This is a genomic window from Methylotuvimicrobium buryatense 5G, from assembly GCF_000341735.1.
Taxonomy (GTDB): Bacteria; Pseudomonadota; Gammaproteobacteria; order Methylococcales; family Methylomonadaceae; genus Methylotuvimicrobium; species Methylotuvimicrobium buryatense.
This window is the reverse complement of sequence record NZ_KB455576.1, coordinates 21,065-43,137: the sequence shown is the minus strand read 5'-3', so window position 1 is coordinate 43,137 and position 22,073 is coordinate 21,065. Positions and strand designations below refer to the sequence as shown.

Sequence of the window (22,073 nt, the reverse complement as noted above, 5' to 3'; positions counted from 1 at the left end):
CTTTATCATGCCAGAAACAACCAAAAATAAACATGGCGGCAGGCGGCCCGGCGCAGGACGTAAAACCGGAACCGGGCCTTACGGCGAATCCACTAAAGCTATTCGCGTTCCGGAAAGTCTGCTGCCCAGCATTAAAGCCATGCTTGATGATCGTAAGGATAAGACCCAAAAAATCGCTAATGCCTTGGATTCCGCTTATTTGCCAGCCCAAACTCCCAGCAAGGTATCATTGCCGCTGTTTTCCGGCAAAGTCTCGGCCGGCTTCCCGTCGCCGGCGGACGATTATGTCGAAAAGTCGCTCGACCTGAACGATCTGTTAATACAGAAACCGGCGGCCACGTTCTTTGTCCGCGCGCAAGGCGAATCGATGCTCGGCGCCGGCATCCATCCGAACGACACTCTGGTCGTCGACCGGTCCCTGGAACCGGTGCCGGGCAAGATCGTGATTTGCGCGCTCGATGGCGAGCTCGTCGTCAAGCGCTTGAAGTGCCGGGCCGGCCAGTGGTTGTTAGGCTCGGAAAACACGGCTTATAAAGATATTGTGCTGCGTGAGGAAATGGATACGGTGATTTGGGGCGTGGTGACGAGCGTGATACATCCGGTGTGATGTCCGCGCTCATCATCTGATATAGCATCAATAAGTGGACCGTCAATTCCAGGAAAAAGGGCTTTACGCTACCATGAAGCTGACATAGTGATACAAAGTAATCTGATCCATATTTTGAACACAGATAATCTGCCTGTGTATACAGGCTTTGCTTTATGCCTTCGACAATCTCATGTTCATAAATCAAGGATATTTTGGACAATCACGGCAAACCATTTTTTCACTTAATTTTAAATTGAAAGTTTGTGTACTTAGTAAAAATTTTGGTAACTACTCGCGCCCTATAGCCGTGTTCCCAGCAAGAGCCATTTGAATTGCGATGAGCGGATTATAGCCTCGATTAGCCATGGTTTGCAGATAGCTGGATATTCGGCAATAAGCATGGGCATACTCTTCGGCACGAAAGCAGCCGGAGACCTTTTGTTTGACTTTGGCCATGCGTAAATCCTGCTCGGCACGATTATTGGTAAACGCCACATGCGGTTCTTTGGCAAATAGCAGTATGGCGGCTTCATGAACCTTGAAGCGCTCCCACAAGTTGTGCGCATCGGATTTGGCCAGCTTGCCGCGTTTGCCACTGGGTTTGGGTGGAATAACGGGCAACTCTTTTTCGCCGCGGGTCAGGATGGCCCGGTAGCGCTTTTGCAGGTTGGTCAGTTCTATGACTGTCAGTTTCTTGTCGGCGCTTTTTGAGACGGTAACGCAGGTTTCCTGCAATAAGCGTTTCATGTTTTTTGCCCAGCGATAGCCATGCGCATCCACAATAAAAGTGAGCTCGCGCAGCAAGTGTGAACCACACAAGCCATGCCCGCAGTGTTGATAGGCGAAGTACGATGACCAACAATCATGGATGATGGCACCACCATAGCGCGGAATCAGATTAATCGACTCGATGGCTTCCTTGCCTCGCTTTCGATGCAAAAATTTGAGCGTGATGTCGCCAGCTGAATAGACGTGTATCCAGTGATTTTTCCGGTCCACCCGTAGCGAGGTTTCATCCACATGCATCACGGGCGCTTTCAGAATTTGTTCGACGGTCTGCATTTCCCAGGCTTCCAAAGCCTGATGCAAGCGCAATACGAACTTCAGTAAGGTGGCCTCGCTAATCACTACATCCATTATCGATGCCAGCAGCTTCTGAACCCGATTCAAGGCAACCATTTGGCACACCAGTAGATTGATCACAAAGGCTTTTAAGCCATCGCCATATTGCAAAGGTCCGTGCAGATCGGCTGGAAACCGGCCTTTAACCGTGGCCTCGCAGGTTGGGCATTGCTTAATTTCGGCATCGACGTGTTCAACCACTTTCTCGAACACGATATCGATCTGGGTGCGCCTTTCAACGTGCGAACATGGGACGTCGGTCAAATCTTCGCCGCAGACATCACAGGTCAGGGCCTTGGACAGCGTCACAGTTTCCACGGTACGCCTATTTTGCGCGGCAGCCTTGTTATCGGCTTTGCCTTTACCGTTACTGCCAGCCCGCCCTAAAGCCGATTCATCTTTGCCGGTTTGCGACGAAGGCTTGCTGGAATTGGTCGTATCCTTCTTCGTGGTGCGTTCCAGAAAAATGGCCAGTATCAATTCAACCACCAGGAACAAGCTAGTCATAATAGCCTGGCTTTCACAGGTGATTTTGCCTTCGGCACACAGCTTCTCGAAGTCCGCTTTTAAGCGACTGACTTCAGTTCGAACCGAGGCTTTATCGAGGTTGGCCATCCACGTTGATAGGGTAAGTTTTCGACAAACTCATCATATCATGGGTTTTTTCGGCCTCCGCTGGCCGCGTATGAGCGCTGTAAACCGAATTTTTGAGGCTAAACTCCTTGAACCGCGCGAAATCCACGTTGCGCGCACTGAGCTGCCAATAAGGCTGCAATTAAATCAGGGCTGCACAATTTCGCTTTTTAGACGCCAAGAACCTGTCAAGCTTTTTTTGATTTATTCTATGGGGCGAGTAGTTACAAATTTTGTTTCTTATAAGCAGAGTAGGTTGCTACACCAAAAACAAAACACAATAAAAATAACAACATGGGTAATAAATAAATTACCCATGGTATATTTTTTATTATTTTAGCAATCAGTTCAGTAGGTGGACTGTAATTTATTATTAGAGTATCTACGCTGTATAAACCACCAATAAATAATAAACAAGTTATCATTGCTCCTATTTGCCAAAAAAAACTTGTAAATTCAAAAGATAATTCAAGTAAATCTTCAATAAGACTGGTACGTTTTCTTCTTGCCATTTTTCCCTCACACGGAAAATTCATATTAAATATTAAGGATTGGAAACAAGCGCAAACTGCACTGTTTATATGAAACCAAAAATCGAAATAGGCGGTTACCCAGGTATTGGTAACCCGCACAATCCCAATCGGACGAGGAATAGCCGCCAATTAACATCAAAGGTTTTGGATTCTCTGCCTGTTTGAATTTTGCAATGCTTCGAAGCGTCCGCTGGTCCAGCCGACTCATCCTAGCTGAGCAATCCGGATGGGTGTGCCAATCTCCCAAATACACCCATGTTCCTGAAGATTTCTGAAAGATGCCTTCAAGTTGTTCGCATTGCCAAGTATGATCAGGCATGAACCGATTCTTGAGATGGATCGCATTGGGACCTGGACCAATGGCAGCAAAAACTACAGGTTCACCAAACTCTGCAAAATAGCCCACTAATACCCCACCTGTCTCCATCGGGCATGCGCGATTAGCTTCTTCAACCATATCCCGAAATGCCGTTTCACTAATCCAAAGGTGACTCATCTCAAATTACACGTGGTGCATGCGATGGAAACTTTTAGGGTATACGGCGTCCAGTCAGGCACGATCGATAGGCCGGCCCGTTGCAGATCGACGACTGCGACATCCCATGAAAAATCAGGGTAGCCATTGGATTCTCCGCAGTTGAGGGTAGAAATGGCAAGACGGGCAGCAAGCAGAGCTATTTCATCGCTATCGACTCCGGCACCGATAAAGGTTGGTTGTGAGCAGCCGCCTGGTTGGATTTCTTCTCCTCCCGTATCTGCCGGCCGACGTATTGAACCATCAGCGAGTTTATGCTGAAAACAGTGCCAGCAACCTTCTGTTTTACCTGGAATAATACGTCCAACCACGCCCCCAGATGCTCCGTGGGTCGTTGTCAACCACAAATAAGATTTACCAAGTTCCTGAGCGAGATCTGCCAAAAAGTGGCTAACCCGGTAGTTGGCGGAGGCGTCAATTATCAAATTCACCTGCTCGCACACCAAGCGAACGCGATCATAATCAGAAAGGGTATGCTCATCTACATGATTAGATGCCCCGATCCGTAAGTCATAAGTATGCACTTGCGTATAAGGATAATCATTGAGGATATGAGCTTGTAGTGCCAAGTTTTTGGAGAGACCGGCAGATCCCCAACCCAATGCCCAACGTACAGTATTGCCTACCTGTAATTGGTCGAAATCAATAAGATGCAGTACTCCAATTCCTGCGCGTGCCAACTGCAAAGTTAGCGGCGATCCGAGACTACCCAATCCTACAATCAAAGCCGACTTTGCACGTACAGGTCGGAGAGCCGGCACACGTTGCATCCAAGCTTTTTCTCCTCCCCAATCAGTGCGAATGAGCTGTAAACGTGCTTGTGCGGAATGTGGGCCTTTTGCTGGATGCTGGATTCTGATAGCTACGAAGAGCCAATCATCAGAGGTGGCCCGCCATGTCATCTCATCCTGATAAACAAAGCCTGCGATAAAAACCTGCCCACGCTTACCAGCTTTGAGCGCCTTTCCAACCGCAGGAACGTCAGCTTCCATACGCTTCAGCAAAAAGTTCGCTAGATTTGGAATCTCTTCCAAAGGAGGCCGTTCTGGTAAGCGCAACCAAAAACCTTCTAGTGATTCAGAGTAACCAGAGGGGATTATCGAAGAAGTGAACAACGTCTTCCGGGGCATATCGGTAATCATTGTCACCATGCCACTGACGGATGGAGCCTCCTTTAAATTGTCCTTTTGATAGGGGCGGACCTTCAACGTTAAACGGCCGGCAGGAATATCTGTAGATGGACACACATCGGGAACTACGATAGCACAATCTGGCGGATACCTCAGAAACGAAGAGAGAGGCTCGCTGACATGATCTTCTATCTCGGCTACAAAAGGAGAAGATAGATCGACTGCATTCACGGCCAATATCTTCGGAAACTGTTCTTGCAGTAGTCCTGCCAACGTATCCTGGCCGGGGAGCCAATCTTCGCCCTCCCGAGCCAATAAACATAAATTTCTTCCAACAGGATGTTGATGACGTTGAAGCAGTTGACCCTGGAGAAAAACATGAGGTGGAAAGTAGGGGTAAGTATCTGGATATTCAGCAGTCAGATTAGACGGCACCTCTTGCAGAAGCACAATATGAATAACAAGGCGGCCACGCTCCATGGCTACCTTATCAATTTCCCAGATACACCCAAGGGCATTGAGGGCGGCTTTCTCAGCCTCAAAAGCTTCGGGGTAACGATGCCACCATCCTTTCATATCAGCCCACCGGACGGTGATTGGGCGGTTTGGGGGCTCCGTGTCCAGGATTGGGACGATTACTAGGTGGCCCTGGCGGAACATCCGGATGTTCTGGGTGGCCAGGCTTATTTGGGTGATTCATATAAAGCTCCTTTGGATCAAGGTTGGTTTAATAAAACATTATGGTGTTAACTCAGTGGTATCTCTAACACAGGGTTACTATAAGCCAGACATCTTAAAAATATCTTAAAATTAAGATATTTTTTACGTGGTCGTAATAAATATCATGACATCTTTTATATCTATGTGCGGTATGATTTATTATTTATCAGGAATTGAGTTATGTCTCATTATCGAGATATTCAACGTGAACGATTGTTCTACTTAGAGTTTTTAGCTTTATTTTTAGGTCGGGTTAGCCGAAAAGACTTGGTTTCACGATTCGGAATCAGCGAGCCGGCAGCGACAAAAGACCTTTCTCTCTACACCGAACTTGCGCCGAATGTATTGCACTACGATCTGAAGAAAAAGTGTTATGTCTTCTCGAATGGAAAGCCACACTTTACTCATGACATCGATCAAGCGTTGTACTCGTTGGCCGGTGAGCGTGCCATAGCAATTGATACAGAGCATGCAGGACGACTTCCTATTTGGGTAAATTTCAGCATCAAGCGAAAATTGCCTTTGTCTGTGGTTGCTACTATTACCAGATGCATTTACCAGCATCGCAAAATGTCTGCTGAGTACGGATCTCTTTCTAAAGGTAGAAAGACGCGTACTTTGTCTCCAGTTGCGCTTGTGAATGATGGTTTGCGTTGGCACGTCAGGTGCTATGCTCATGAGCACCAAGAGTTTCGCGACTACAACTTAGCGAGATTTAGTGCCACCATTGAAGGCGACTTATCTGAAATTAGACTGGATCAAGACCCTGAATGGAACAATGAAGTGTGTCTAAAGCTTATACCGCATCCTAAAGCCGAACATCCAGAGACGATTCGCATGGACTATGACATTGTTGAAGATGCGAAATATGTGACCTTGAGAGTTTGTTTGGTGGGATATTTTCTTCGGCACTGGCATATCGATTGCTCGGATGCTGCGTCTGGCAATCCGCGAGCGCACCAGCTATTCCTGAACAATAAACGAGAATTACTAGACCAAGGAGTACCGCAATGGGCATTTGAACTCTAATAGAAAGTTAATGAACTAAATTTAGCTACGTATAAGGGATAGCCGCAGAATTCGGAAAAAATAGTACGCTAAGACTTCGGAGTGAATCTATAGCATAAGTTTTTGGCTTGTTCGCATCAGTTCGGAGTTATCCCTATATGAGCGTGTCTCAATGGCTTGTTTCCAGATATTTAAAATTTGCTAAACAACATTGGCCTGACGGGTTCCTGATTTCACAGGCACATTCCCCAGCTTGGGTGCGTTGCATGACAAAATCCTTTATCGGTTCCGCACGCTGAGCTTTTAACGCCGATAAATATTGCTCGGCGTCAATATCAAAACAGTAACAAAGCGCGTCGTTTTGGATCGCTTGACAGCTTCGTAAAAGCTGTTTGGGTAAAGTGTTGCCTGCGTTGGAGAAGTAAGCAATTGAGCAAGTTTTTACCAGGCAAAAATAATAGCTGTCAGTGATGAGCGCCTGATTCTCTGGAAACCGGACTTGATGGTAAAGCGTAGACATACCGACACTTTTACAAGTGGCGCCACACTCAGGACAAATCTGTTTAGTTTTGGTGGATGTATTGGTGGGGCAGCAGCAATCAGACATAGATGTATCCTTGCTTTATCGAGCAACAGGTGTGGCAAGGGAACCCGGATAACCAGCATCCGTCGTGGCTTTGATCAAGGCTGCACTATCGGTTTTTTGGCTATCGAAGGTGATGGTGGCCGTTTTTGAATCGTAATCGACAGTCACTTCTTGTACCCCTTCGACTTTCTGCAAGGCTTTTTTGATGGTGACTGTACACATGGCACAGGTCATGTTTTCTATGTTCAGCGTTACCGTTTGCTGCCGGTTTGGCTGTGCAACAGTCGTTTCAGCCTGTGCTGCCGGCATCCACAACACACTTGATGACAAGCTTAAAATAAACAAACTGGATTTAATGGTCATATCGGAATCCTCTCAAGCCATGAAAAAAGGCGCTAACCAGGGAAAGGCCAGCAGTATCAAAATGAATGCGGAACTCAACCAAAACATCAGGCGTTGTCGGCGTTGAATGTCGGATGTGGCACAGTTTTCACCTTCTTCACAGTGGTGAGGCATTAGATAGAGTTTTCGATACCCTAACGCCATAAAGACCAGGGTCAGGATGATGAAAAATGGACGGACCGGTTCCAGTCCCGTCAACGTGCTCATCCATGCACCGCCAATACCTAAAGATACAAGTAAAAAGGGTCCGACACAGCATGCCGAAGCCCCTATAGCGGCCAAGAGCGCGCCGATACCTAACCATGATGGGGTGTTAATGGGTGTTTCAGGGTCTGTATTCATGCGAATCTCCTCAACCAAACAATGTTCAATGCTGGCAAGAAGCTTAAACCCTGTTGTTAAGAACAGAGTCAAGTGGTCGATGGTGACTTATTTACAATCAGGATTTGATTGATGCATCATCGCAAAACGCATCGAGAATGGCGCAACGCGCGGTTGAAGCTGTCTGTTGACAATCATTGACCAGGGTTTCCAATACCTGATGGAGAGCCTTTAAATCCTTGATTTGTTGATCGATCTGCTGGCATTTTTGCTCGGCGTGTCGTCGTACATCGGCACAATGCGCCCCGTCAAGCGATAACAAGGTGGCAATTTCCTTCAAGGTAAATCCTGCCTGTTGAGCGCGTTTGATGAAGCGGAGTTGAGTAATCGAATCAGCTGAATAAACTCGATAACCTCCTTCGGGTTTCGCGGGTTCCGTCAGTAAGCCAATACGTTGATAGTGACGAATGGTTTCGATGGTAACTTCGGTTTGTTTGGCAAGTTTGCCGATGGTCAAAGGTGGCATTTTGGGTTTTCTCCCCTAAGTGTCCGACTGAGCTATACCTTAACCAAGACGTCAGGCATGGGCTGAAAATTACGTCAGAATAGGGTATGTTCCGGTATTTTCTGACAAAACTCGCATAAATTCTTAAAGTTCAATCTGACAGATTCAGTCTTAACGTACAATATTTTCCGAATTCTGCGGCTACCCCTCAATGCAGTGTCCCGCTCAAGTGCAGAAGCGACACCATGCCATTGACTATAGACCTAATCCCTTGTTTCGCAATATCCAGCCCATCTTATGTTGATTTAGCTTGCAAATGGGACCTAATTCAGATGACGCCGCCATGCGCGACGCAGCCCCATCACCCCGCGTCCTTTGGATCAATAAGTTGGGTATGAGTTAGCAATTGAGGCAGCTGCAACATATCGTCAAATAGCTCTACGTCTTCGGCTCGCCGCGGCGAAGTTTCGCCATTTCGCACATACTGGAATGCTCTCATGCCGGCTGCTGCGGCAGCCTCAATCCCCACTTCACTATCTTCTATCACTATGCATTGGCCAGGCAGAAAGCCCATCGCCTTGGCGGCATATTGGAATAACCCAGGCTCTGGCTTCCAGGAACCCACTTCATACGAACTGAAGAGGTTATCGCCAAAATAAGGTGCGAGGCCGCTGACTTGTAGCGCCTGACGGATTTTCAAGGGCGGCCCACTTGAGGCGATGCACTTGGGGAAATTCATGCCTTCGAGCATTTCAGGAACGCCGGGTATCGGTTTCAGCTCGTGAGAAAAGAGTTCTGCAACACGTTGGCGATACTGTTGTTCAAAAGCATCAGGCAATTCCTGACAAAGACGGCGTTCAAGATCGGCAAGAATTTGAGCCAATTTTTTGCCCCGGTACCGTTGGGTCAATGACGCCACTGTCTCGTTCAACTGCGGAAGCAGATCGAGAAACGCTTGATTGCACAGTCCCTCGCTATCGACGAGCGTACCATCCAAATCAAATATGACGCAGATGTTGGCCATTTACCGAAATGTTCAACGCCGGATTGGCCTAGAGTCAGAATTGGTGCTTACCTGCTGGACGGGCTGAAAAGACTGATTTCTCTTCTGCTCCCAAATCAGGTTAATTAAGTTGCCTGCCATTATCAAGCCAGCGCCCAAAACCAAAAACTCATCTACGCGTTCGCTGTAAAGTGCATAGCCGACGAGCGCTATAAGTGGCAACCGGAGAAAATCCAAGGGCACCACCACCGATGCATCTGCCAAGGAAAGAGCTCGCACCATACAGTAGTGCGCGCTGAGCCCCGTAATGCCGACCACAATCAACCAGGGCCACTGCGCTGCTGCGGGAGTGACCCAATTAAAGACTGCAGGGACTAGACCCAGAGGAAGTTGAATCAACATCATGTAAAAGAGGATGCATAGCGGCGTGTCCTGCTCGGCCAGTTTTTTGGTTAGCGTATGAGAAAGACCATACGCAAAGGCGCCGGACAGCATGACAAAGGCGGCTGGATGCACTACTGACCAACCAGGGCGGAGGACAACGATGACGCCGGTTATGCCAAAGGCAATGGCTAGCAACCGACTCGCGCTGATGCTCTCATTCAGAAGAAGCGCCGCAAATATCATTGTCCAAAGCGGCACGGTGAACTCAATAGCAAACACCGCGGCCAGTGGAATAAGGGCAATAGCATAGAACCAACCGAACTGCCCACCGAAGTGAACAAGGTTACGAGCAAAATGCGTTTTTATATTCCGCACTGAGACCTGCGTCCAGCCCACTCTTGTGAGTATGGCCGAGATAACTAGCAAACCGATAAAGCTGCGGATGGCTAGAAGCTGGAACGTGCCAAAATCAGCTGAGAGCTCGCGTACCGCCACGGCCATTGCGGAAAACGAGATCAACGTACCAGCCATCCAAGCGGCGGCAATAACTACTGAGTGGCGCATAAGAGAATTGTTTCTTCACTGATCTAACGTTAAAGGTCGCCAGTCCGTGTTAGCGGTTCCGGTATACCGTCTTGTTGGGCTTTTTTTTCCATTTTAACGGTCATGCCATTTCTTTCCAAAACGACAAATCCCATTCGCTCATATAGCCGCTTGGCTGGATTGTCTTCAAAGGTTGTCAGACGAATGCTGACTCTTGAATGATTGTCGAGTAGACGATTCAAAAGACTGGTGCCGATCCCTTGATTCTGCCAAGCGGGAGATAGCTGGATGTTGTCTATGTAAATGAAGGTGGATTCTCTTATTATATTGAGGTAGCCCGCTCGTTTACCGGCAATGATCACCATGGCTATGTTTTCAACCACGAATCCTTTACAGAACTCGGCTGGAACCCAGCCTCCCCAGTGTTTACAGAACAAATCCTGCATGTTCCTTTTGGTGAGGCGGTAACAGTAGGTGTAATCATCGCATGTCGCGGGTCTAAGTTCGTAATCCATAGTTCGCCGCTCGCACTCCATGCCATGGCCTAATAATTGCTCAATAGTAACAGGAGACTGCCAGTGAAGGAAGTCCCCCTCGATGGTTTTAGCCATGAGATAACAGTTTCACACCATCTGGACGCAGTTCTCCTTTCGGTGAAACATGTCGGTACAACGTCTGCCGGGTAATACCCAATTCCTTGCAGAGAGCCCCGACGGTCGTCTCCGGCTGGCCCATGGCTGCCATGGCCAGCCGCAGCTTGGCGGCTGTCATCTTGAACGGCCGTCCGCCCTTTCTGCCACGTGCGCGGGCCGAAGCCAGTCCAGCCACTGTGCGCTCAGAGATCAGTTCCCGCTCGAATTCGGACAGGGCCGCAAAGATGCCGAATACCAGTTTGCCGGCAGCGGTGGTTGTGTCGATGGCGGCGCCATGCCCGGTCAACACCTTGAGGCCGATACCTCGCCCGGCCAGATCATGAACCGTATTGATCAAATGCCGCAGATCGCGTCCCAGTCGATCCAGTTTCCACACCAGCAATGTATCGCCTTCGCGCAAAGCCTTGAGGCAAGCCGTCAAGCCGGGCCTATCATCGCGTCTGCCGGAAGCCTGATCTTCATAAAGGTGCCGGGGATCGACGCCGGTCGCCAACAGCGCATCGCGCTGCAAGTCACAGGTCTGAGAACCATCCGCTTTCGACACCCGCATATAACCAATTAACATACTGCTCCTGTCACTTATACGTTCGATTAAGTGACAGTGTGCAACAAAACGGCTGAGCCGTCAAAATGTGTCACTTAACCCGTTCTTTAATGTAAGACTCGCAAAGGGTTAAAAATAGATAATATGTGACATAAAAACCGAAGAACACCATAGACAGGCGATCAAAGAGATGACGTCAAAAACTTCGTGGTGGACAATAAAAAATGATTTTAACGATGCGCAGGCGATTCTTCGATGCCGCCACCCGGCCGAACAAGCGCGTGGTGGCGATTAAAACGCTGGAAGGAGTCCATATAGGGGTTGGAGCTTTAACGGAAACCCTGCATGGGCGGGTTAGAGGTTTTCTGACTGCTGTTATTCGGCTGTCTACGTAATTGCCATACGGCGCGGATCACCAGCAGCACTGCGCCCAGAAACCCAACCGTTGTCAGTGAAAAACTCAGCAAGGCCTGTAGCGGAAAATGCGGTTCGACCGGCATTACCTCAACGGCTTTAGGAGTGAGGCCCCTGATCAAGAAGGCTAGCGGATTGAAGAACGCACCGAAGCAGCAGGCCACTACCAGCCATAGCGGCGGCTCGATAGCATATTGCCGGAACAGCAGGAAAAAGATGAACAGAAACTGTGCCATCATCAGATAATCGACATGCGCACGGATGACGTCGTCGCGCTCCGCCAAATGACCGGCCAACATGCCGTCTGGAAAAAACAAAGTCACGCCCAGCACCCAGGCGATAGCCAGGGCGATGGCCAAACACAGCCCGGCGAACCCGAGAAGAATCAGATTAGGCGTGGAAATAGTCGGTTGTTGCTTCATTGGTTTCCTCTGCAAGTGGTGGGCCGTATGCCCGTTGATGTAATGGTTTGCCATAGCCAGCGGCCGAGCGTGGCTTGGCATTGCCAGCCCGAGCGGTTTTCGGCTAGACTGCCTCAAACCTGAACAGCTTGTGAAAAAAGGAGTATAAGCGATGAGGCAACCACCGTGCTTGTACGAACGTGCTGCGGAAAATGGCGAATTGGACGCGCTGTGGGACATCCGCGACAATTGCACCCTTTTTACCGGGCCGTTGTACTACAACGCCAGCCACCAACACGGTGCGCCGGTGTTTTTGGCGGGCTTGTACGGCAAGTTTCAGTTACGTCTGCACGGCGGCGACTGGTCGTTGTGCCGCACTGCGATCATACCGGCTGGCGTTTTGCATGAATTGGATGTCGGCGGCGAGCCGATTGCCGTGTTATATATCGAATCGGTTGTCGGCGGTGCCGATGTATTTAAGCCGCTGATCAACAACAGCCGGACGCTTAACGGCGCATTGGTCGGTAACGGCGGTGAAATAAACTGCATGCGCAATTTGTACGAAGACCGCTACAAGTCAGACTGGACAACGGACGCGTTACAGGATTTGCTGGGCTATTCCAAGCGGCGAGCCCAAGCCGAGGTTATCGATCCACGCCTGACCCATATCGTCGGTTATTTGTTCGAACACGGCGACGACCTGACTTCCGTGGCCGCTCTGGCGGCTCAGGTGGGTTTATCGCCGTCGCGCTTTCAGCACTTGTTTAGCCAGCAAATCGGCGTGCCGTTTCGGCGTTACCGAGGGTGGAACCGCATGCGCCAAGCGATACGCGAGATCATACGCGGGCACAACTTTACGACCGCGGCGCATGCTACCGGCTTTACCGATTCCGCTCACTTCAGCCATGAATACCGCAAGATTTTTGGCACGTCACCGACGATAGGTTTGCGCAGACTGGCAAGGTTGCAGCTATAGCGTGGTAGGCTGGCGCTCAGTCAGAAAAGATCAGAGCAATAAATTCAGCCTGCGTGGACGGCGCAAAGCGCAGAATGGAACAAATGACTATATGGCTCATCTACTCTTTGGATGCGCAAAAGCGGCGCAATGAAATGAGCTCGCCGATTGGCCAGTTCCCAGGCAGCATCAGGCAGCGTCAGTAAACCACGTTCAACAAAGGGAGGGGGTATCGAGATCCATGCCCAAATCTCATTCTTGTGCAGAGGAGTTTTAAGCATAAACAAGAACGGTGCAGATGACTACTGATTTATGTGTGCTCAATAGTCCTGTGCACAAGGCGGCTCTAGGCCAATGAAATGGTGCAGTCGTCTTCTGAAAATGACAAAATGGCTTTGCTGCAGGTGTTCGACAAAATGATCGTTTTGTCGAACTAACTGCAAACTAAAAAATGACGTGACCGGAACAAGCTGAAATTTGTGTGCTTGGACCGATTCAGAATTAATTCGCATTCCTGAACAGTGAATTTTAAGGTCAATCAAACCACCTGATTTGATTGACGAAACTTCTAGCAGGACCGACTTGCAGACTGCTAATCTATCTTTTTAAATCCGATATTGGAGAAAGTAATGATTAGCCCCCCTGAGGAGATTGCTCTCGATCCCGTGCGCGAACGGTTGATCAAAGCAGCTCTCGACAGTTTTCTATCCGACGAATACCATAAAGTCACAACCCGTCAGATCGCAGAAAAGGCCGACGCCAATATCTCGATGATCCGTTACTACTTTGGTAACAAGGAGGGGTTATACGAGGAGATGATCTGCGACACCATGAACCCGCTGCTTAAGGTGCTGGATGGACAGATGTTGGATTCCGTCATTGGGTTTAAGGACTTCCTCCATCTGTACTATGACACGATGTCCAAACGCCCTGAATTTCCGAAACTGATCATAAAAATTCTAGCACTTAACCAAGGGCCTGGGCGGCGTTTTATCCAACAACTATTGGAGCGCGGCCGCACACGTGGTGCCAGGAAGGTCGAAGATTTGAAGTCCGCCGGCCTAGTAAGTTCTTCATTGGACCCTGACATCGTGCGTATGGCATTCGTCAGTTTGGCAATGATGCCCATCCTGCTGAAAGATATTTTTGAGGAACAGATGGGGCGAACCATGGACACAGCATTCCTAGAAAAACTGGCTGCATTCAATGGCCACCTGTTCGCTACTGGCCTGGCGCCAACAAAAACTGAATAGCAGGAGACTTGCGATGTCGTTACAAAAAAATTCCGGCGCGGTTCGTCGCTTTGCAAAACTGATGAAGTTTGCCGCTTGGCTGCAAAACATTCCCAACAAGGTCACGCCGGCACCATTTAGGCTTATCCAGATAGGCTCGGCATTTTGGCAGTCGCAAGTGCTTCATATTGCCGTACGCCTGGATATTGCATCTATTCTGGGGGATGAATCTCTTACGGTCGAAGTCATCGCATCACGCGCCTCTGCACAACCGGACGCCATCTACCGTTTGCTGCGCATGCTGGCGGCTTTGGGGATATTTGAAGAAGTGTTTCCTCAGGTCTTCAAAAACAATGCGCTTTCTGCATATTTGCGAGAAGACAACCCGAAGAACGTCCGAGCAATGATCTTGATGCATAACTCGGTTGAGATGAGCCGGCCTTGGTATGAGCAGTTTGAACAGGGAGTGCGCAGCGGGGAAGTCCCATTCAAACTTTCTCATGGACGGGAGCTTTATTCCTACATGGATGAGCATGCCGAATTCGATGCGCTGTTTGCCTCTGCCATGGACTGTGTTGAGGCATTGACGGGTGACAGTTTTGCCACCGACTTCGATTGGGGACGATTTGATCGCATCATTGATGTGGGCGGCTCGAAGGGAAGTAAATCCTTGGCCATATTAAAGCGTTATTCACATCTCACTGCTTTAGTGTTCGACCGGAATCAGGTGATACAAGCAGCAGCAACAAACTGGACCGGCAAAGAATCGCCAGACCTGCTTTCCCGATTAACCTACCAAGCTGGGAATATGCTTGAATCGGTTCCCGCAGCCAAAGACGACAAAGACATCTACTTATTGAGCGCCATCCTGCATGGTATGCATGACGAGGATTGCATCAAAGTACTGCGTAATTTGGCCATCGCCAGTACGGGCACTGGTGCCCGCATTGTGCTGATGGAATTGGTTATGCCGGAGTTGAAGACCGATTTTTCCATCGCTGCTTTCGACATACAGATGTTCATGGCTACCCGAGGCAGGGAAAGAACGCTTACTGAATGGCAGGCACTTTTCGAGCAATCTGGATTGATGCTTGAGGAAGAGATAGGTCTTCAATCAATCGGGAAGATGCTGCTATTAATGTCGAAGAGTTAAGACGCACTGGTTACTTTAGTCGTTCTCAATTAATTTGGTTCCTGGCGGATGTTATCGGGCTGTTCTCAATTAATCTGGGCTAATTCTCATTTAATGTGGGCCAGAGTGCTCCGATATTCTCAGCTAATGTGGTCCCAAAAAACGGATGTTATCGGTTCCTGTGTTTTATGTTATCGGGCCGCCACACTTAAGAATACCTTTAAAATGGAGGAAATCCAGGACATGTTTGAGGGACGAAAACCTCACTGGCCTCTGGTCAAAACAAAAAATGGTGCCTTTGAATTTGAAGATGCAAATAAGGTACTCCACTTTCCCCAAAAAAGATGAATTTCGCTTCGCCGCACTATGCTTTTTTTTCGCCAAGCAGTTTGGCTGGTAGGTAACTTAATACTCGACCCTAAAACTCGGACTCTCTTCTGGCCGACTATTTCGCTTATCGTAGAGCCGGGTGGTCGACACATTGGCATGACCTAGCCATTCCTGGACCTTGGCGATGTCGGCCTTGTGATCCAATGCATTGGTGGCGGCGGTCGCCCGCAATGAATGCACACAAAAGCCATGGGTGTCGAGCGTGATGCCGACTTTCTTGGCATAAAACATCACCACATCGCGATAGACCGAACGCGGATTGAGCGGTTTGTCAAGGATGCCGTTCGCGTTATTTTTCACAGGGCGGAAGAGGGCGCTATCCAGTTGTTCGCCGTGGCCAGCCAGCTCCAGATATTCGGCAATCAAGCGCTGGGTTTTCGGTTCTACCGGTACAAACCGTTCCTTTTTGCGTTTGCCGTGGACATGAAACATCATCACGCCGCTACGGCGCTGATAATCTTTGACACTCAGATTGCACAGTTCCTGCCGGCGCAGGCCATGATAGAGCAGAGCGGCTAAAATCGCCCGGTCTCGTTGTCCTTTTACCGTATCTTCCGGCGGGGCTTCCAATAGCAGTCGAGCCTGGTCGTTACTTAAGGCCGGGGTTTTGCCTTCATTGTTATTCGCGGCCGGTCGCTTGACGCCTTTGACCGGATTATGGGTCACGGCGTTTTTCTCACATAAATACTCAAATAAGGAAGACAGAGCAGAGAGCTTGCGGCGGATGGTGGCGTCGGAGAATTTTTTCTCTTCAATGGTTTTTCGCCAGGCAATGACATGGGACCGGGTGACGATACGAAACTCAGCCGGTTGGCTGATGCCGACAAATTGTGCGAAATCGTGAATGTCGTTTTGGTAGGCCTTGCGGGTTTTTTCCGAACTGAGGTTGGCGAACCATTCGAGTTCCGGCGGCACGTCGGATAATTGCTGAAACTGTTTCGCGGTCAGTGCGCGTTCGGGATTTTTCAGCAGCAAGTCGGTCATCGCGGTTATTCCTTATAGATAGGGGCGAAATTGAGGCTGTGTTTTAGGGTGTTATTTTACGTCCTATAAAATACATTATAGGACCTAAAGCGGGCAGAGCCAAAGCTAAAGCTTCACTGACATTTCATTGGAAAAATGCTATCTCCTTATGCTAGAGTATTTAAAAGTACTACCTTTTACTAACGAGGCGATCGCTATGGCAACATCTGTTAAACTCGATGCGGACTTGAAGAATCGAGTTCAGCACCTGGCTGATCTGAGGAATCGATCATCGCATTGGATTATGCGCGAAGCCATTCGCGACTATGTTGAACGCGAAGAAGCCCGAGAAAGTTTCAAACAAGAAGCCTTGTCAGCTTGGCAGGCTTACCAAGAAACGGGCAAACATCTAACGGGCCAAGAAGCGCGTCATTGGCTGAGCACCTGGGGTACAGAGCATGAGCAAGAGAGCCCTGAGTGCCACGAATAATTATTACCGAAGGGGCGGCTCAAGGTTTGGAACGCTGTCGCCTCTTTTTAGCCGAAAAAAATCCTTTGGCCGCGGCAAGAGCCGCGCGGGCAATTGCACAGCGATTTGAGCGCCTAGAAACAGAACCCGAAATCGGCAGGCCGTGGGAAGATCTTCCAGAATTACGTGAATTACTCATTCCATTCGGCGATTCCGGTTTTGTTGCACTCTATCGCTATGAACCGGATGATAATACTCTTTATGTACTTGCCTTTCGACACCAGAAAGAAGCGGGCTACTAATGAGGACTAACGAGAGCATGTGAACAGAAGCTACCGGTTTCGACCCAGAGCACATCCTGTCGGCTATGATTTTGCACTTCCCTAAACCTGTCTCTTAATTTAGATGTTTGACTTTCGCTTGAGTTGGTAATTGCGGTTATTCAGAACGAGGCTTTAGAATTATCCCGATCGGTTTATCATGAATGAAATATAGGTTATACTATATAAAATATTTAGCGTTGAAGCAGCATTCTTGACAATAAAGCAGGAAACTCCGTATGTTAGCCAGATCGGGACAATAACCTGTTGGCTGCTGGATGACCGATGGTGCACGAATGAAATATTCGATCCGTCCCGCCTGCGATGCAGACTATCAGTACTGCTACAGGCTCACTAAGCGGAACATGTTTGATCTATTCTGTCGCCATTGGGGCGGATGGGCTTCGGGCGAATTTCGCAAGAGTTTCAATCCTGACCATATCTCCATGGTGGTCATGCACGGGCGACGAGTTGGCTATCTGAGCGTGAAGCGCGATGATTGCGGCGTATACATTGAAAATATCCAATTGTCGCCCTTCCTGCACGGCAGGGGTATCGGCACTGAGATTCTTGAGCAACTGTTGAATCGACATTGCGAAGAGGCCATTCGGCTTACGACATTTTCGGACAACCCCGCAAGGCGCTTGTATGAGCGGCTAGGCTTCATCGTTACAGAACGCGAGGAGGCGACCCTTCGAATGGCAAGATTGCCCAACAAGGCTAATGCAGCCGACGCAAAAAGCCGCGCGGCTGATTAGCAGCGTTGGACAATAGAAGGACAGAGCGGTATGTACCCGTTCAGTGATGAACAGATATTTGATTCATGGTCTAAGAATGCCTGCCAGTGGAGCGAGGCCGTCCGTAAAGGGAAAATTGAGAGCCGTCGGTTGGTAACCAATGACGCGATTGTTGAGGCTATTCTCAAACGGCCCCCCCAATCTGTTCTTGATGTTGGATGCGGCGAGGGATGGCTTGTCCGCGAGTTGGCTGACAAGGTGGCGCATGTGTCCGGAGTAGATGTCGTTCCCGGTCTCATCGAACGTGCGCAGAACGCCGGAGGTGGCAGTTTCTATGTGGCTTCCTACGATGAAATTGCCAGGGGTGCGCTTGATGGTTTATCCGACGTTGTCGTCTGTAATTTCTCTCTTCTTGGTAAGGAATCGGTAGAGACACTGTTTAAGGCGGTGCCGTCTATCTTGGCACCGAACGGAGCCTTTATCGTACAAACACTCCATCCGTTGGTTTCGTGTGGCAATTCCCCGTATCAGGATGGTTGGCGGGAAGGCTCATGGGACGGATTTGGCCCTGATTTCACGGATCCGGCTCCATGGTATTTCAGGACATTAAGCAGTTGGGTGACACTGTTCCAGAGCAGCGGATTTCGGTTACTTGAGGTCAGTGAGCCCGTCCACCCAAAGACCCATAAGCCCGCCTCCGTTATATTCATTGCAGAGGTAACGGCCAACAACTCATTGCAGTTGGGCGCGGACGTGTCGGCTGAATGAAACGTTGGGCGACGAGAACCTGTTCGGGGGGGCAGACACATCGATGAGCATAATTGAAGCAGTAACGCTGTTCCTGGTGATGCTGCCCCTGGCTGCAATGCCTAGTACTAGTGTTGCACTGGTGGTCGCCAGATCCGTAAGCGCTGGCCGGGTAAGTGGCGTGTTTTCTGCGCTTGGCATTGTCGCGGGCGATTTGGTTTTCGTGGCAATCGCATTAATTGGCATGAGCCTTCTAGCCGAATGGCTTGGTGTTTTTTTCTCTGTAGTAAAGTATTGCGGGAGCGCTTACTTGATTTGGCTTGGCTTCAGTCTGCTGAAGTCAAAGTCTCCGCCAACAGTTCAGCGCACTACAAGTCGGGCGTCTTCGTTTGCGGCGGATTTCTTGGCAGGGCTATTTCTAACCCTTGGAGATGTCAAAGCCATTTTGTTCTACGCCAGCCTTTTTCCGACGTTGGTTGATATTGGAGGGATAGATCTATGGGACATATTAGTTATTATGGCAATCACAACCGTGACCGTTGGTGGTGTTAAGCTGGGGTATGTGATATTTGCCTCGAAACTCGTTGATAGTCTTCGTGGGCGAGTTGCCTCCGAGGTGCCATGCAAATTTGGAGGGGCACTGATGATCGGATGCGGTTTGGTTCTGATTGCAAAAGCATGAAGAGCACTTCGTTGCCTGGGTGCAAAGCTATGAGTTGTCGTTCAACAAGGCGCTCAGGGGTATCGTGAAATTAGCATGGATCAAAGCGTAATAAATGGATATGTATCGGATAGTGACTATTTGATTCAGGCCTTTGAGGCTATCGATTCAGCTGTGTTGTTATCTCATATCTCAGCCTTCCTTCCAGAAGTTCCAGCCGATATTGTTGATATAGGGGCTGGAACTGGAAGAGATGCAGAGTGGCTTGCTTCGTTAGGGCATAATGTTCTTGCAGTAGAACCAGTTGATGAATTTAGGTTGGCTGGAAAATCTATTCACGCCGTTTCGGGAATTGAATGGATGAAGGATTATCTACCTGCACTAAAAAAATTACTAAATGTTGGGAAAGTCTTCGATTTTGTTTTGATCGCATCAGTCTGGCAGCATATAAAAGACGATGACAGAAAAATCGCACTTGGAAACTTGCGTACAATCGTTAAGCGTAAAGGTAGAGTTGCTATCTCGTTACGAAATGGACCGGGAGCGCCCAATCGAAAATGCTATCCAGTAGAGGTAGGGGGTATGATTGGTTTAGCTCAAAAATTTGATTTCAATGTTATATCCCATAGTGAAGCTGAATCAGTACAAAAAAGTAACCAAGCTGCCGGGGTTACCTGGACATGGTTGATTTTAGAGGCGGTGTAATTGTGTACGCCAGCAAATCATCGGCTAACAAAGTGCTGCTAGGGACAAACCTACGCTGCGCTTCGGTTTGCCCCAGAGCATGGCGTTGGGCATGACAAAGATCATCCACGCTTCCATGCAAGCCACCCTGCCGACGGTATCGCTTCCGCCGCTTACGATGGTTCCTCCTACGGAGGCTCAAAGCTATCTGATTGCAGCGCGTGGACTATTTGAAGGAGCCGAGGCATTGGCAATATCCACTTCGCCAAAACTCCTCTCCTGCGCCTTTCTTTCTGCGCAAACGCTCGAATGTGCGTTAAAGGCATTTCTTGCCAGTTCAGGGGCGACGGAAAAGAGATTGCGGTCACCCTCTATCCGTCACAACCTCGAAGCATTGTGGGCGGAAGCAGTGGCAGGTGGGCTGGCGATACCAGCGCAACCGCCTCAGTGGTGCACGCTGTTGAATTCGGCGCACGATAAGCCCTATTACTTCCGATACCCGATGAGATTGAACGGCATGAGTCTGCCGGCGCCTAGACAGATGGTCGATGAGTTGAGGTCTCTTCTCGCGCTGATCGGGGGTGCCGTCAGATGACGCTGAATTTTCGATCAAGCAGACATTTGATGCCCAACAACACGGAGTGCCCAATGGGTCAACAATTTAAGGAATTATCCGATAAACATATCCAGTTCATCAAAGGACAAAATATTTTCTTTGTCGGGACAGCAACCGCAGATAGTCACGTGAATATCTCACCAAAAGGTATGGACTCGTTTAGGGTGCTAAGCAATTCGCGTATTGCTTGGCTAAATGTAACCGGTAGCGGTAATGAATCGTCCGCTCATGTGCAGCAGAACCCACGAATGACCATCATGTTCTGTGCCTTTGATGGTCCGCCTCTGATCTTGCGGCTTTATGGAACGGCAAAGGTTGTGCACAGGACTGACCCCGAGTGGGATGATCTTTTTGGTCGATTTGTCGCATTGCCTGGCGCTCGACAAGTTTTCGACGTTAGAATTGACCTCGTGCAAACTTCTTGTGGGATGGCTGTCCCCTATTTTTCGTATGCCGGTGATCGAGAATTGCTCTCTGATTGGGCAACAAAGAAAGGTGATGACGGTTTGAAGCAATACTGGGAGGAGAAGAACCAAATGAGCATTGACGGCATCCCTACCCACATCGTCGCTAAAAATGGCTAACACATTGCTCCAGCCGACGTCAGGCCGCATCGCGGCCTTCCTCGGCTGAGCTTGGCGTTATATGAAACTAAGTGTGGGTGACATATGAGAATAAAAGACATCCTTAAAGGCTATTTCGATGAGCCAGATGAGGGCGCAGACGATGATCAGATAAAGCATATATTTGTTAAGGTTCCAGAATCACTACTTCAGAGTGATTGCCTAGCATTAGAGAGTTACTGGAAACCTTCAAGCTATAAAGACTACATGATGAGAATCGACCCAGAAGACCCTAATATTCCTCAACAAAGACATGTTCATATCGCGAGGAAGAAGCATACGAGCAGTAAATCTAAACAGGTGTCATGGAATGCTGATGGCTCTAGGCATGACAGAGGCTCCTTTGATGAAAAATCTGTGACGAACACAGTACGCGATATAGCCAGGAAGGCATTAAAGCTTGATGCTACGATCACATTAGAGTCGTTCAGCGCAGACGACCATCCCTGCGTATTTGAAGAGAGTGTTGTTTCTATTGTTGACGAATCAGCGCTTGTAAAAGTCTCAATCGTATAACA

General features: G+C 48.9%; 27 protein-coding genes. 14 read left to right on the top strand and 13 right to left on the bottom strand.

Features of this window, described 5'->3' with window-relative positions:
* The first annotated feature begins 7 nt into the window (after positions 1–7).
* Positions 8–607, top strand: coding sequence for a LexA family protein (locus METBU_RS29310; protein WP_017842815.1), 600 nt, complete (start codon positions 8–10; stop codon positions 605–607).
* Between the two features lie 270 nt (positions 608–877).
* Here the strand turns inward: METBU_RS29310 and tnpC are convergent, their stop codons facing one another.
* From tnpC to METBU_RS0122725, 4 genes are all read right to left on the bottom strand, one after another.
* Positions 878–2,326: an IS66 family transposase gene (tnpC, locus tag METBU_RS0122740; RefSeq protein ID WP_017842814.1), complete on the bottom strand. Its 1,449-nt coding sequence runs from the start codon at positions 2,324–2,326 to the stop codon at positions 878–880.
* A gap of 242 nt (positions 2,327–2,568) precedes the next feature.
* The gene (locus METBU_RS27840; protein WP_144053600.1) at positions 2,569–2,856 is read right to left on the bottom strand and encodes a hypothetical protein; all 288 of its coding nucleotides are present in this window, start codon (positions 2,854–2,856) and stop codon (positions 2,569–2,571) included.
* A 25-nt stretch (positions 2,857–2,881) separates the two neighbouring features.
* The gene (locus METBU_RS25540) at positions 2,882–3,373 is read right to left on the bottom strand and encodes a Mov34/MPN/PAD-1 family protein (RefSeq protein WP_017842812.1); all 492 of its coding nucleotides are present in this window, start codon (positions 3,371–3,373) and stop codon (positions 2,882–2,884) included.
* Positions 3,370–5,118, bottom strand: coding sequence for a HesA/MoeB/ThiF family protein (locus METBU_RS0122725; RefSeq protein ID WP_186005694.1), 1,749 nt, complete (start codon positions 5,116–5,118; stop codon positions 3,370–3,372). Before METBU_RS0122725 ends, METBU_RS25540 begins: the two co-directional genes overlap by 4 nt.
* Before the next feature lie 324 nt (positions 5,119–5,442).
* Between METBU_RS0122725 and METBU_RS0122720 the strand changes: the two genes are divergently transcribed.
* On the top strand, positions 5,443–6,291 hold the full coding sequence (locus METBU_RS0122720; protein WP_017842810.1) for a WYL domain-containing protein: 849 nt from the start codon (positions 5,443–5,445) through the stop codon (positions 6,289–6,291).
* A gap of 148 nt (positions 6,292–6,439) precedes the next feature.
* Here METBU_RS0122720 and METBU_RS27835 read toward each other — a convergent pair whose 3' ends face one another.
* The 8 genes from METBU_RS27835 to METBU_RS0122680 all read right to left on the bottom strand — a co-directional run bounded on the left by METBU_RS27835 (position 6,440) and on the right by METBU_RS0122680 (position 12,047).
* Positions 6,440–6,877, bottom strand: a complete 438-nt coding sequence (locus METBU_RS27835; protein ID WP_144053599.1) for a putative iron-sulfur cluster-binding metallochaperone — start codon at positions 6,875–6,877, stop codon at positions 6,440–6,442.
* 15 nt (positions 6,878–6,892) lie between these two features.
* Positions 6,893–7,600, bottom strand: a complete 708-nt coding sequence (locus tag METBU_RS29295; RefSeq protein ID WP_331725250.1) for a MerT/CopZ fusion-like heavy metal transport selenoprotein — start codon at positions 7,598–7,600, stop codon at positions 6,893–6,895.
* 97 nt (positions 7,601–7,697) lie between these two features.
* Complete coding sequence (locus tag METBU_RS0122705) at positions 7,698–8,105, bottom strand: MerR family transcriptional regulator (RefSeq protein WP_017842807.1); 408 nt, start codon at positions 8,103–8,105, stop codon at positions 7,698–7,700.
* A gap of 340 nt (positions 8,106–8,445) precedes the next feature.
* Entirely contained in the window at positions 8,446–9,108 is a 663-nt protein-coding gene (locus METBU_RS0122700; protein WP_017842806.1) for an HAD-IA family hydrolase, read from the bottom strand.
* Between the two features lie 12 nt (positions 9,109–9,120).
* Positions 9,121–10,035 (bottom strand): DMT family transporter, encoded by a 915-nt coding sequence (locus tag METBU_RS0122695; protein ID WP_017842805.1) that lies wholly within the window; start codon positions 10,033–10,035, stop codon positions 9,121–9,123.
* Between the two features lie 29 nt (positions 10,036–10,064).
* On the bottom strand, positions 10,065–10,625 hold the full coding sequence (locus tag METBU_RS25035) for a GNAT family N-acetyltransferase (RefSeq protein ID WP_017842804.1): 561 nt from the start codon (positions 10,623–10,625) through the stop codon (positions 10,065–10,067).
* Positions 10,618–11,232 carry a recombinase family protein gene (locus tag METBU_RS0122685; protein ID WP_017842803.1) on the bottom strand — a complete coding sequence of 205 codons (615 nt, stop codon included), beginning with the start codon at positions 11,230–11,232 and terminating at the stop codon, positions 10,618–10,620. Before METBU_RS0122685 ends, METBU_RS25035 begins: the two co-directional genes overlap by 8 nt.
* 308 nt (positions 11,233–11,540) lie before the next feature.
* Complete coding sequence (locus tag METBU_RS0122680; protein WP_017842802.1) at positions 11,541–12,047, bottom strand: hypothetical protein; 507 nt, start codon at positions 12,045–12,047, stop codon at positions 11,541–11,543.
* Between the two features lie 151 nt (positions 12,048–12,198).
* Here METBU_RS0122680 and METBU_RS0122675 point away from each other — a divergent pair, with 151 nt between their 5' ends.
* The 3 genes from METBU_RS0122675 (at position 12,199) to METBU_RS0122665 (ending at position 15,366) form a co-directional block, all read left to right on the top strand.
* Positions 12,199–13,002 (top strand): helix-turn-helix transcriptional regulator, encoded by an 804-nt coding sequence (locus METBU_RS0122675; RefSeq protein ID WP_017842801.1) that lies wholly within the window; start codon positions 12,199–12,201, stop codon positions 13,000–13,002.
* Positions 13,003–13,610: 608 nt separating this feature from the next.
* Complete coding sequence (locus METBU_RS0122670) at positions 13,611–14,234, top strand: TetR/AcrR family transcriptional regulator (RefSeq protein WP_017842800.1); 624 nt, start codon at positions 13,611–13,613, stop codon at positions 14,232–14,234.
* A gap of 13 nt (positions 14,235–14,247) precedes the next feature.
* Positions 14,248–15,366 carry a methyltransferase gene (locus METBU_RS0122665; RefSeq protein WP_017842799.1) on the top strand — a complete coding sequence of 373 codons (1,119 nt, stop codon included), beginning with the start codon at positions 14,248–14,250 and terminating at the stop codon, positions 15,364–15,366.
* 384 nt (positions 15,367–15,750) lie between these two features.
* Here METBU_RS0122665 and METBU_RS0122655 read toward each other — a convergent pair whose 3' ends face one another.
* Positions 15,751–16,719 (bottom strand): tyrosine-type recombinase/integrase, encoded by a 969-nt coding sequence (locus METBU_RS0122655; protein ID WP_017842797.1) that lies wholly within the window; start codon positions 16,717–16,719, stop codon positions 15,751–15,753.
* A 196-nt stretch (positions 16,720–16,915) separates the two neighbouring features.
* Between METBU_RS0122655 and METBU_RS0122650 the strand changes: the two genes are divergently transcribed.
* From METBU_RS0122650 to METBU_RS25535, 9 genes are all read left to right on the top strand, one after another.
* The gene (locus tag METBU_RS0122650) at positions 16,916–17,188 is read left to right on the top strand and encodes a CopG family ribbon-helix-helix protein (protein WP_017842796.1); all 273 of its coding nucleotides are present in this window, start codon (positions 16,916–16,918) and stop codon (positions 17,186–17,188) included.
* Positions 17,176–17,469 carry a type II toxin-antitoxin system RelE/ParE family toxin gene (locus METBU_RS0122645; protein WP_017842795.1) on the top strand — a complete coding sequence of 98 codons (294 nt, stop codon included), beginning with the start codon at positions 17,176–17,178 and terminating at the stop codon, positions 17,467–17,469. Before METBU_RS0122650 ends, METBU_RS0122645 begins: the two co-directional genes overlap by 13 nt.
* Before the next feature lie 296 nt (positions 17,470–17,765).
* Complete coding sequence (locus METBU_RS0122640) at positions 17,766–18,245, top strand: GNAT family N-acetyltransferase (RefSeq protein ID WP_017842794.1); 480 nt, start codon at positions 17,766–17,768, stop codon at positions 18,243–18,245.
* A 30-nt stretch (positions 18,246–18,275) separates the two neighbouring features.
* Positions 18,276–18,992: a class I SAM-dependent methyltransferase gene (locus METBU_RS0122635; RefSeq protein WP_017842793.1), complete on the top strand. Its 717-nt coding sequence runs from the start codon at positions 18,276–18,278 to the stop codon at positions 18,990–18,992.
* A 43-nt stretch (positions 18,993–19,035) separates the two neighbouring features.
* Positions 19,036–19,653, top strand: coding sequence for a LysE family translocator (locus METBU_RS0122630; RefSeq protein WP_017842792.1), 618 nt, complete (start codon positions 19,036–19,038; stop codon positions 19,651–19,653).
* Positions 19,654–19,728: 75 nt separating this feature from the next.
* Positions 19,729–20,337, top strand: coding sequence for a class I SAM-dependent methyltransferase (locus METBU_RS25030; RefSeq protein ID WP_017842791.1), 609 nt, complete (start codon positions 19,729–19,731; stop codon positions 20,335–20,337).
* Between the two features lie 91 nt (positions 20,338–20,428).
* Entirely contained in the window at positions 20,429–20,911 is a 483-nt protein-coding gene (locus METBU_RS0122620; protein WP_017842790.1) for a HEPN domain-containing protein, read from the top strand.
* Between the two features lie 53 nt (positions 20,912–20,964).
* Complete coding sequence (locus METBU_RS0122615; RefSeq protein ID WP_017842789.1) at positions 20,965–21,516, top strand: pyridoxamine 5'-phosphate oxidase family protein; 552 nt, start codon at positions 20,965–20,967, stop codon at positions 21,514–21,516.
* Positions 21,517–21,600: 84 nt separating this feature from the next.
* Entirely contained in the window at positions 21,601–22,071 is a 471-nt protein-coding gene (locus METBU_RS25535) for a DUF6367 family protein (protein WP_017842788.1), read from the top strand.
* The last annotated feature ends 2 nt before the right edge of the window (positions 22,072–22,073 follow it).

Bases quoted from the DNA above. Each gene is read 5' to 3' on its own strand.
- METBU_RS0122675 (WP_017842801.1), top strand. From the start codon at position 12,199: ATGAGGCAACCACCGTGCTTGTACGAACGTGCTGCGGAAAATGGCGAA.
- tnpC (WP_017842814.1), bottom strand. From the start codon at position 2,326: ATGGCCAACCTCGATAAAGCCTCGGTTCGAACTGAAGTCAGTCGCTTA.
- METBU_RS0122705 (WP_017842807.1), bottom strand. From the start codon at position 8,105: ATGCCACCTTTGACCATCGGCAAACTTGCCAAACAAACCGAAGTTACC.
- METBU_RS0122700 (WP_017842806.1), bottom strand. From the start codon at position 9,108: ATGGCCAACATCTGCGTCATATTTGATTTGGATGGTACGCTCGTCGAT.
- METBU_RS0122630 (WP_017842792.1), top strand. From the start codon at position 19,036: ATGAGCATAATTGAAGCAGTAACGCTGTTCCTGGTGATGCTGCCCCTG.
- METBU_RS0122680 (WP_017842802.1), bottom strand. From the start codon at position 12,047: ATGAAGCAACAACCGACTATTTCCACGCCTAATCTGATTCTTCTCGGG.
- METBU_RS0122615 (WP_017842789.1), top strand. From the start codon at position 20,965: ATGGGTCAACAATTTAAGGAATTATCCGATAAACATATCCAGTTCATC.
- METBU_RS0122640 (WP_017842794.1), top strand. From the start codon at position 17,766: ATGACCGATGGTGCACGAATGAAATATTCGATCCGTCCCGCCTGCGAT.
- METBU_RS0122685 (WP_017842803.1), bottom strand. From the start codon at position 11,232: ATGTTAATTGGTTATATGCGGGTGTCGAAAGCGGATGGTTCTCAGACC.
- METBU_RS27840 (WP_144053600.1), bottom strand. From the start codon at position 2,856: ATGGCAAGAAGAAAACGTACCAGTCTTATTGAAGATTTACTTGAATTA.
- METBU_RS25535 (WP_017842788.1), top strand. From the start codon at position 21,601: ATGAGAATAAAAGACATCCTTAAAGGCTATTTCGATGAGCCAGATGAG.
- METBU_RS25540 (WP_017842812.1), bottom strand. From the start codon at position 3,373: ATGAGTCACCTTTGGATTAGTGAAACGGCATTTCGGGATATGGTTGAA.
- METBU_RS25030 (WP_017842791.1), top strand. From the start codon at position 19,729: ATGGATCAAAGCGTAATAAATGGATATGTATCGGATAGTGACTATTTG.
- METBU_RS25035 (WP_017842804.1), bottom strand. From the start codon at position 10,625: ATGGCTAAAACCATCGAGGGGGACTTCCTTCACTGGCAGTCTCCTGTT.
- METBU_RS29310 (WP_017842815.1), top strand. From the start codon at position 8: ATGCCAGAAACAACCAAAAATAAACATGGCGGCAGGCGGCCCGGCGCA.
- METBU_RS27835 (WP_144053599.1), bottom strand. From the start codon at position 6,877: ATGTCTGATTGCTGCTGCCCCACCAATACATCCACCAAAACTAAACAG.
- METBU_RS0122695 (WP_017842805.1), bottom strand. From the start codon at position 10,035: ATGCGCCACTCAGTAGTTATTGCCGCCGCTTGGATGGCTGGTACGTTG.
- METBU_RS0122655 (WP_017842797.1), bottom strand. From the start codon at position 16,719: ATGACCGACTTGCTGCTGAAAAATCCCGAACGCGCACTGACCGCGAAA.
- METBU_RS0122665 (WP_017842799.1), top strand. From the start codon at position 14,248: ATGTCGTTACAAAAAAATTCCGGCGCGGTTCGTCGCTTTGCAAAACTG.
- METBU_RS0122720 (WP_017842810.1), top strand. From the start codon at position 5,443: ATGTCTCATTATCGAGATATTCAACGTGAACGATTGTTCTACTTAGAG.
- METBU_RS0122635 (WP_017842793.1), top strand. From the start codon at position 18,276: ATGTACCCGTTCAGTGATGAACAGATATTTGATTCATGGTCTAAGAAT.
- METBU_RS0122725 (WP_186005694.1), bottom strand. From the start codon at position 5,118: ATGAAAGGATGGTGGCATCGTTACCCCGAAGCTTTTGAGGCTGAGAAA.
- METBU_RS0122620 (WP_017842790.1), top strand. From the start codon at position 20,429: ATGACAAAGATCATCCACGCTTCCATGCAAGCCACCCTGCCGACGGTA.
- METBU_RS0122670 (WP_017842800.1), top strand. From the start codon at position 13,611: ATGATTAGCCCCCCTGAGGAGATTGCTCTCGATCCCGTGCGCGAACGG.
- METBU_RS0122650 (WP_017842796.1), top strand. From the start codon at position 16,916: ATGGCAACATCTGTTAAACTCGATGCGGACTTGAAGAATCGAGTTCAG.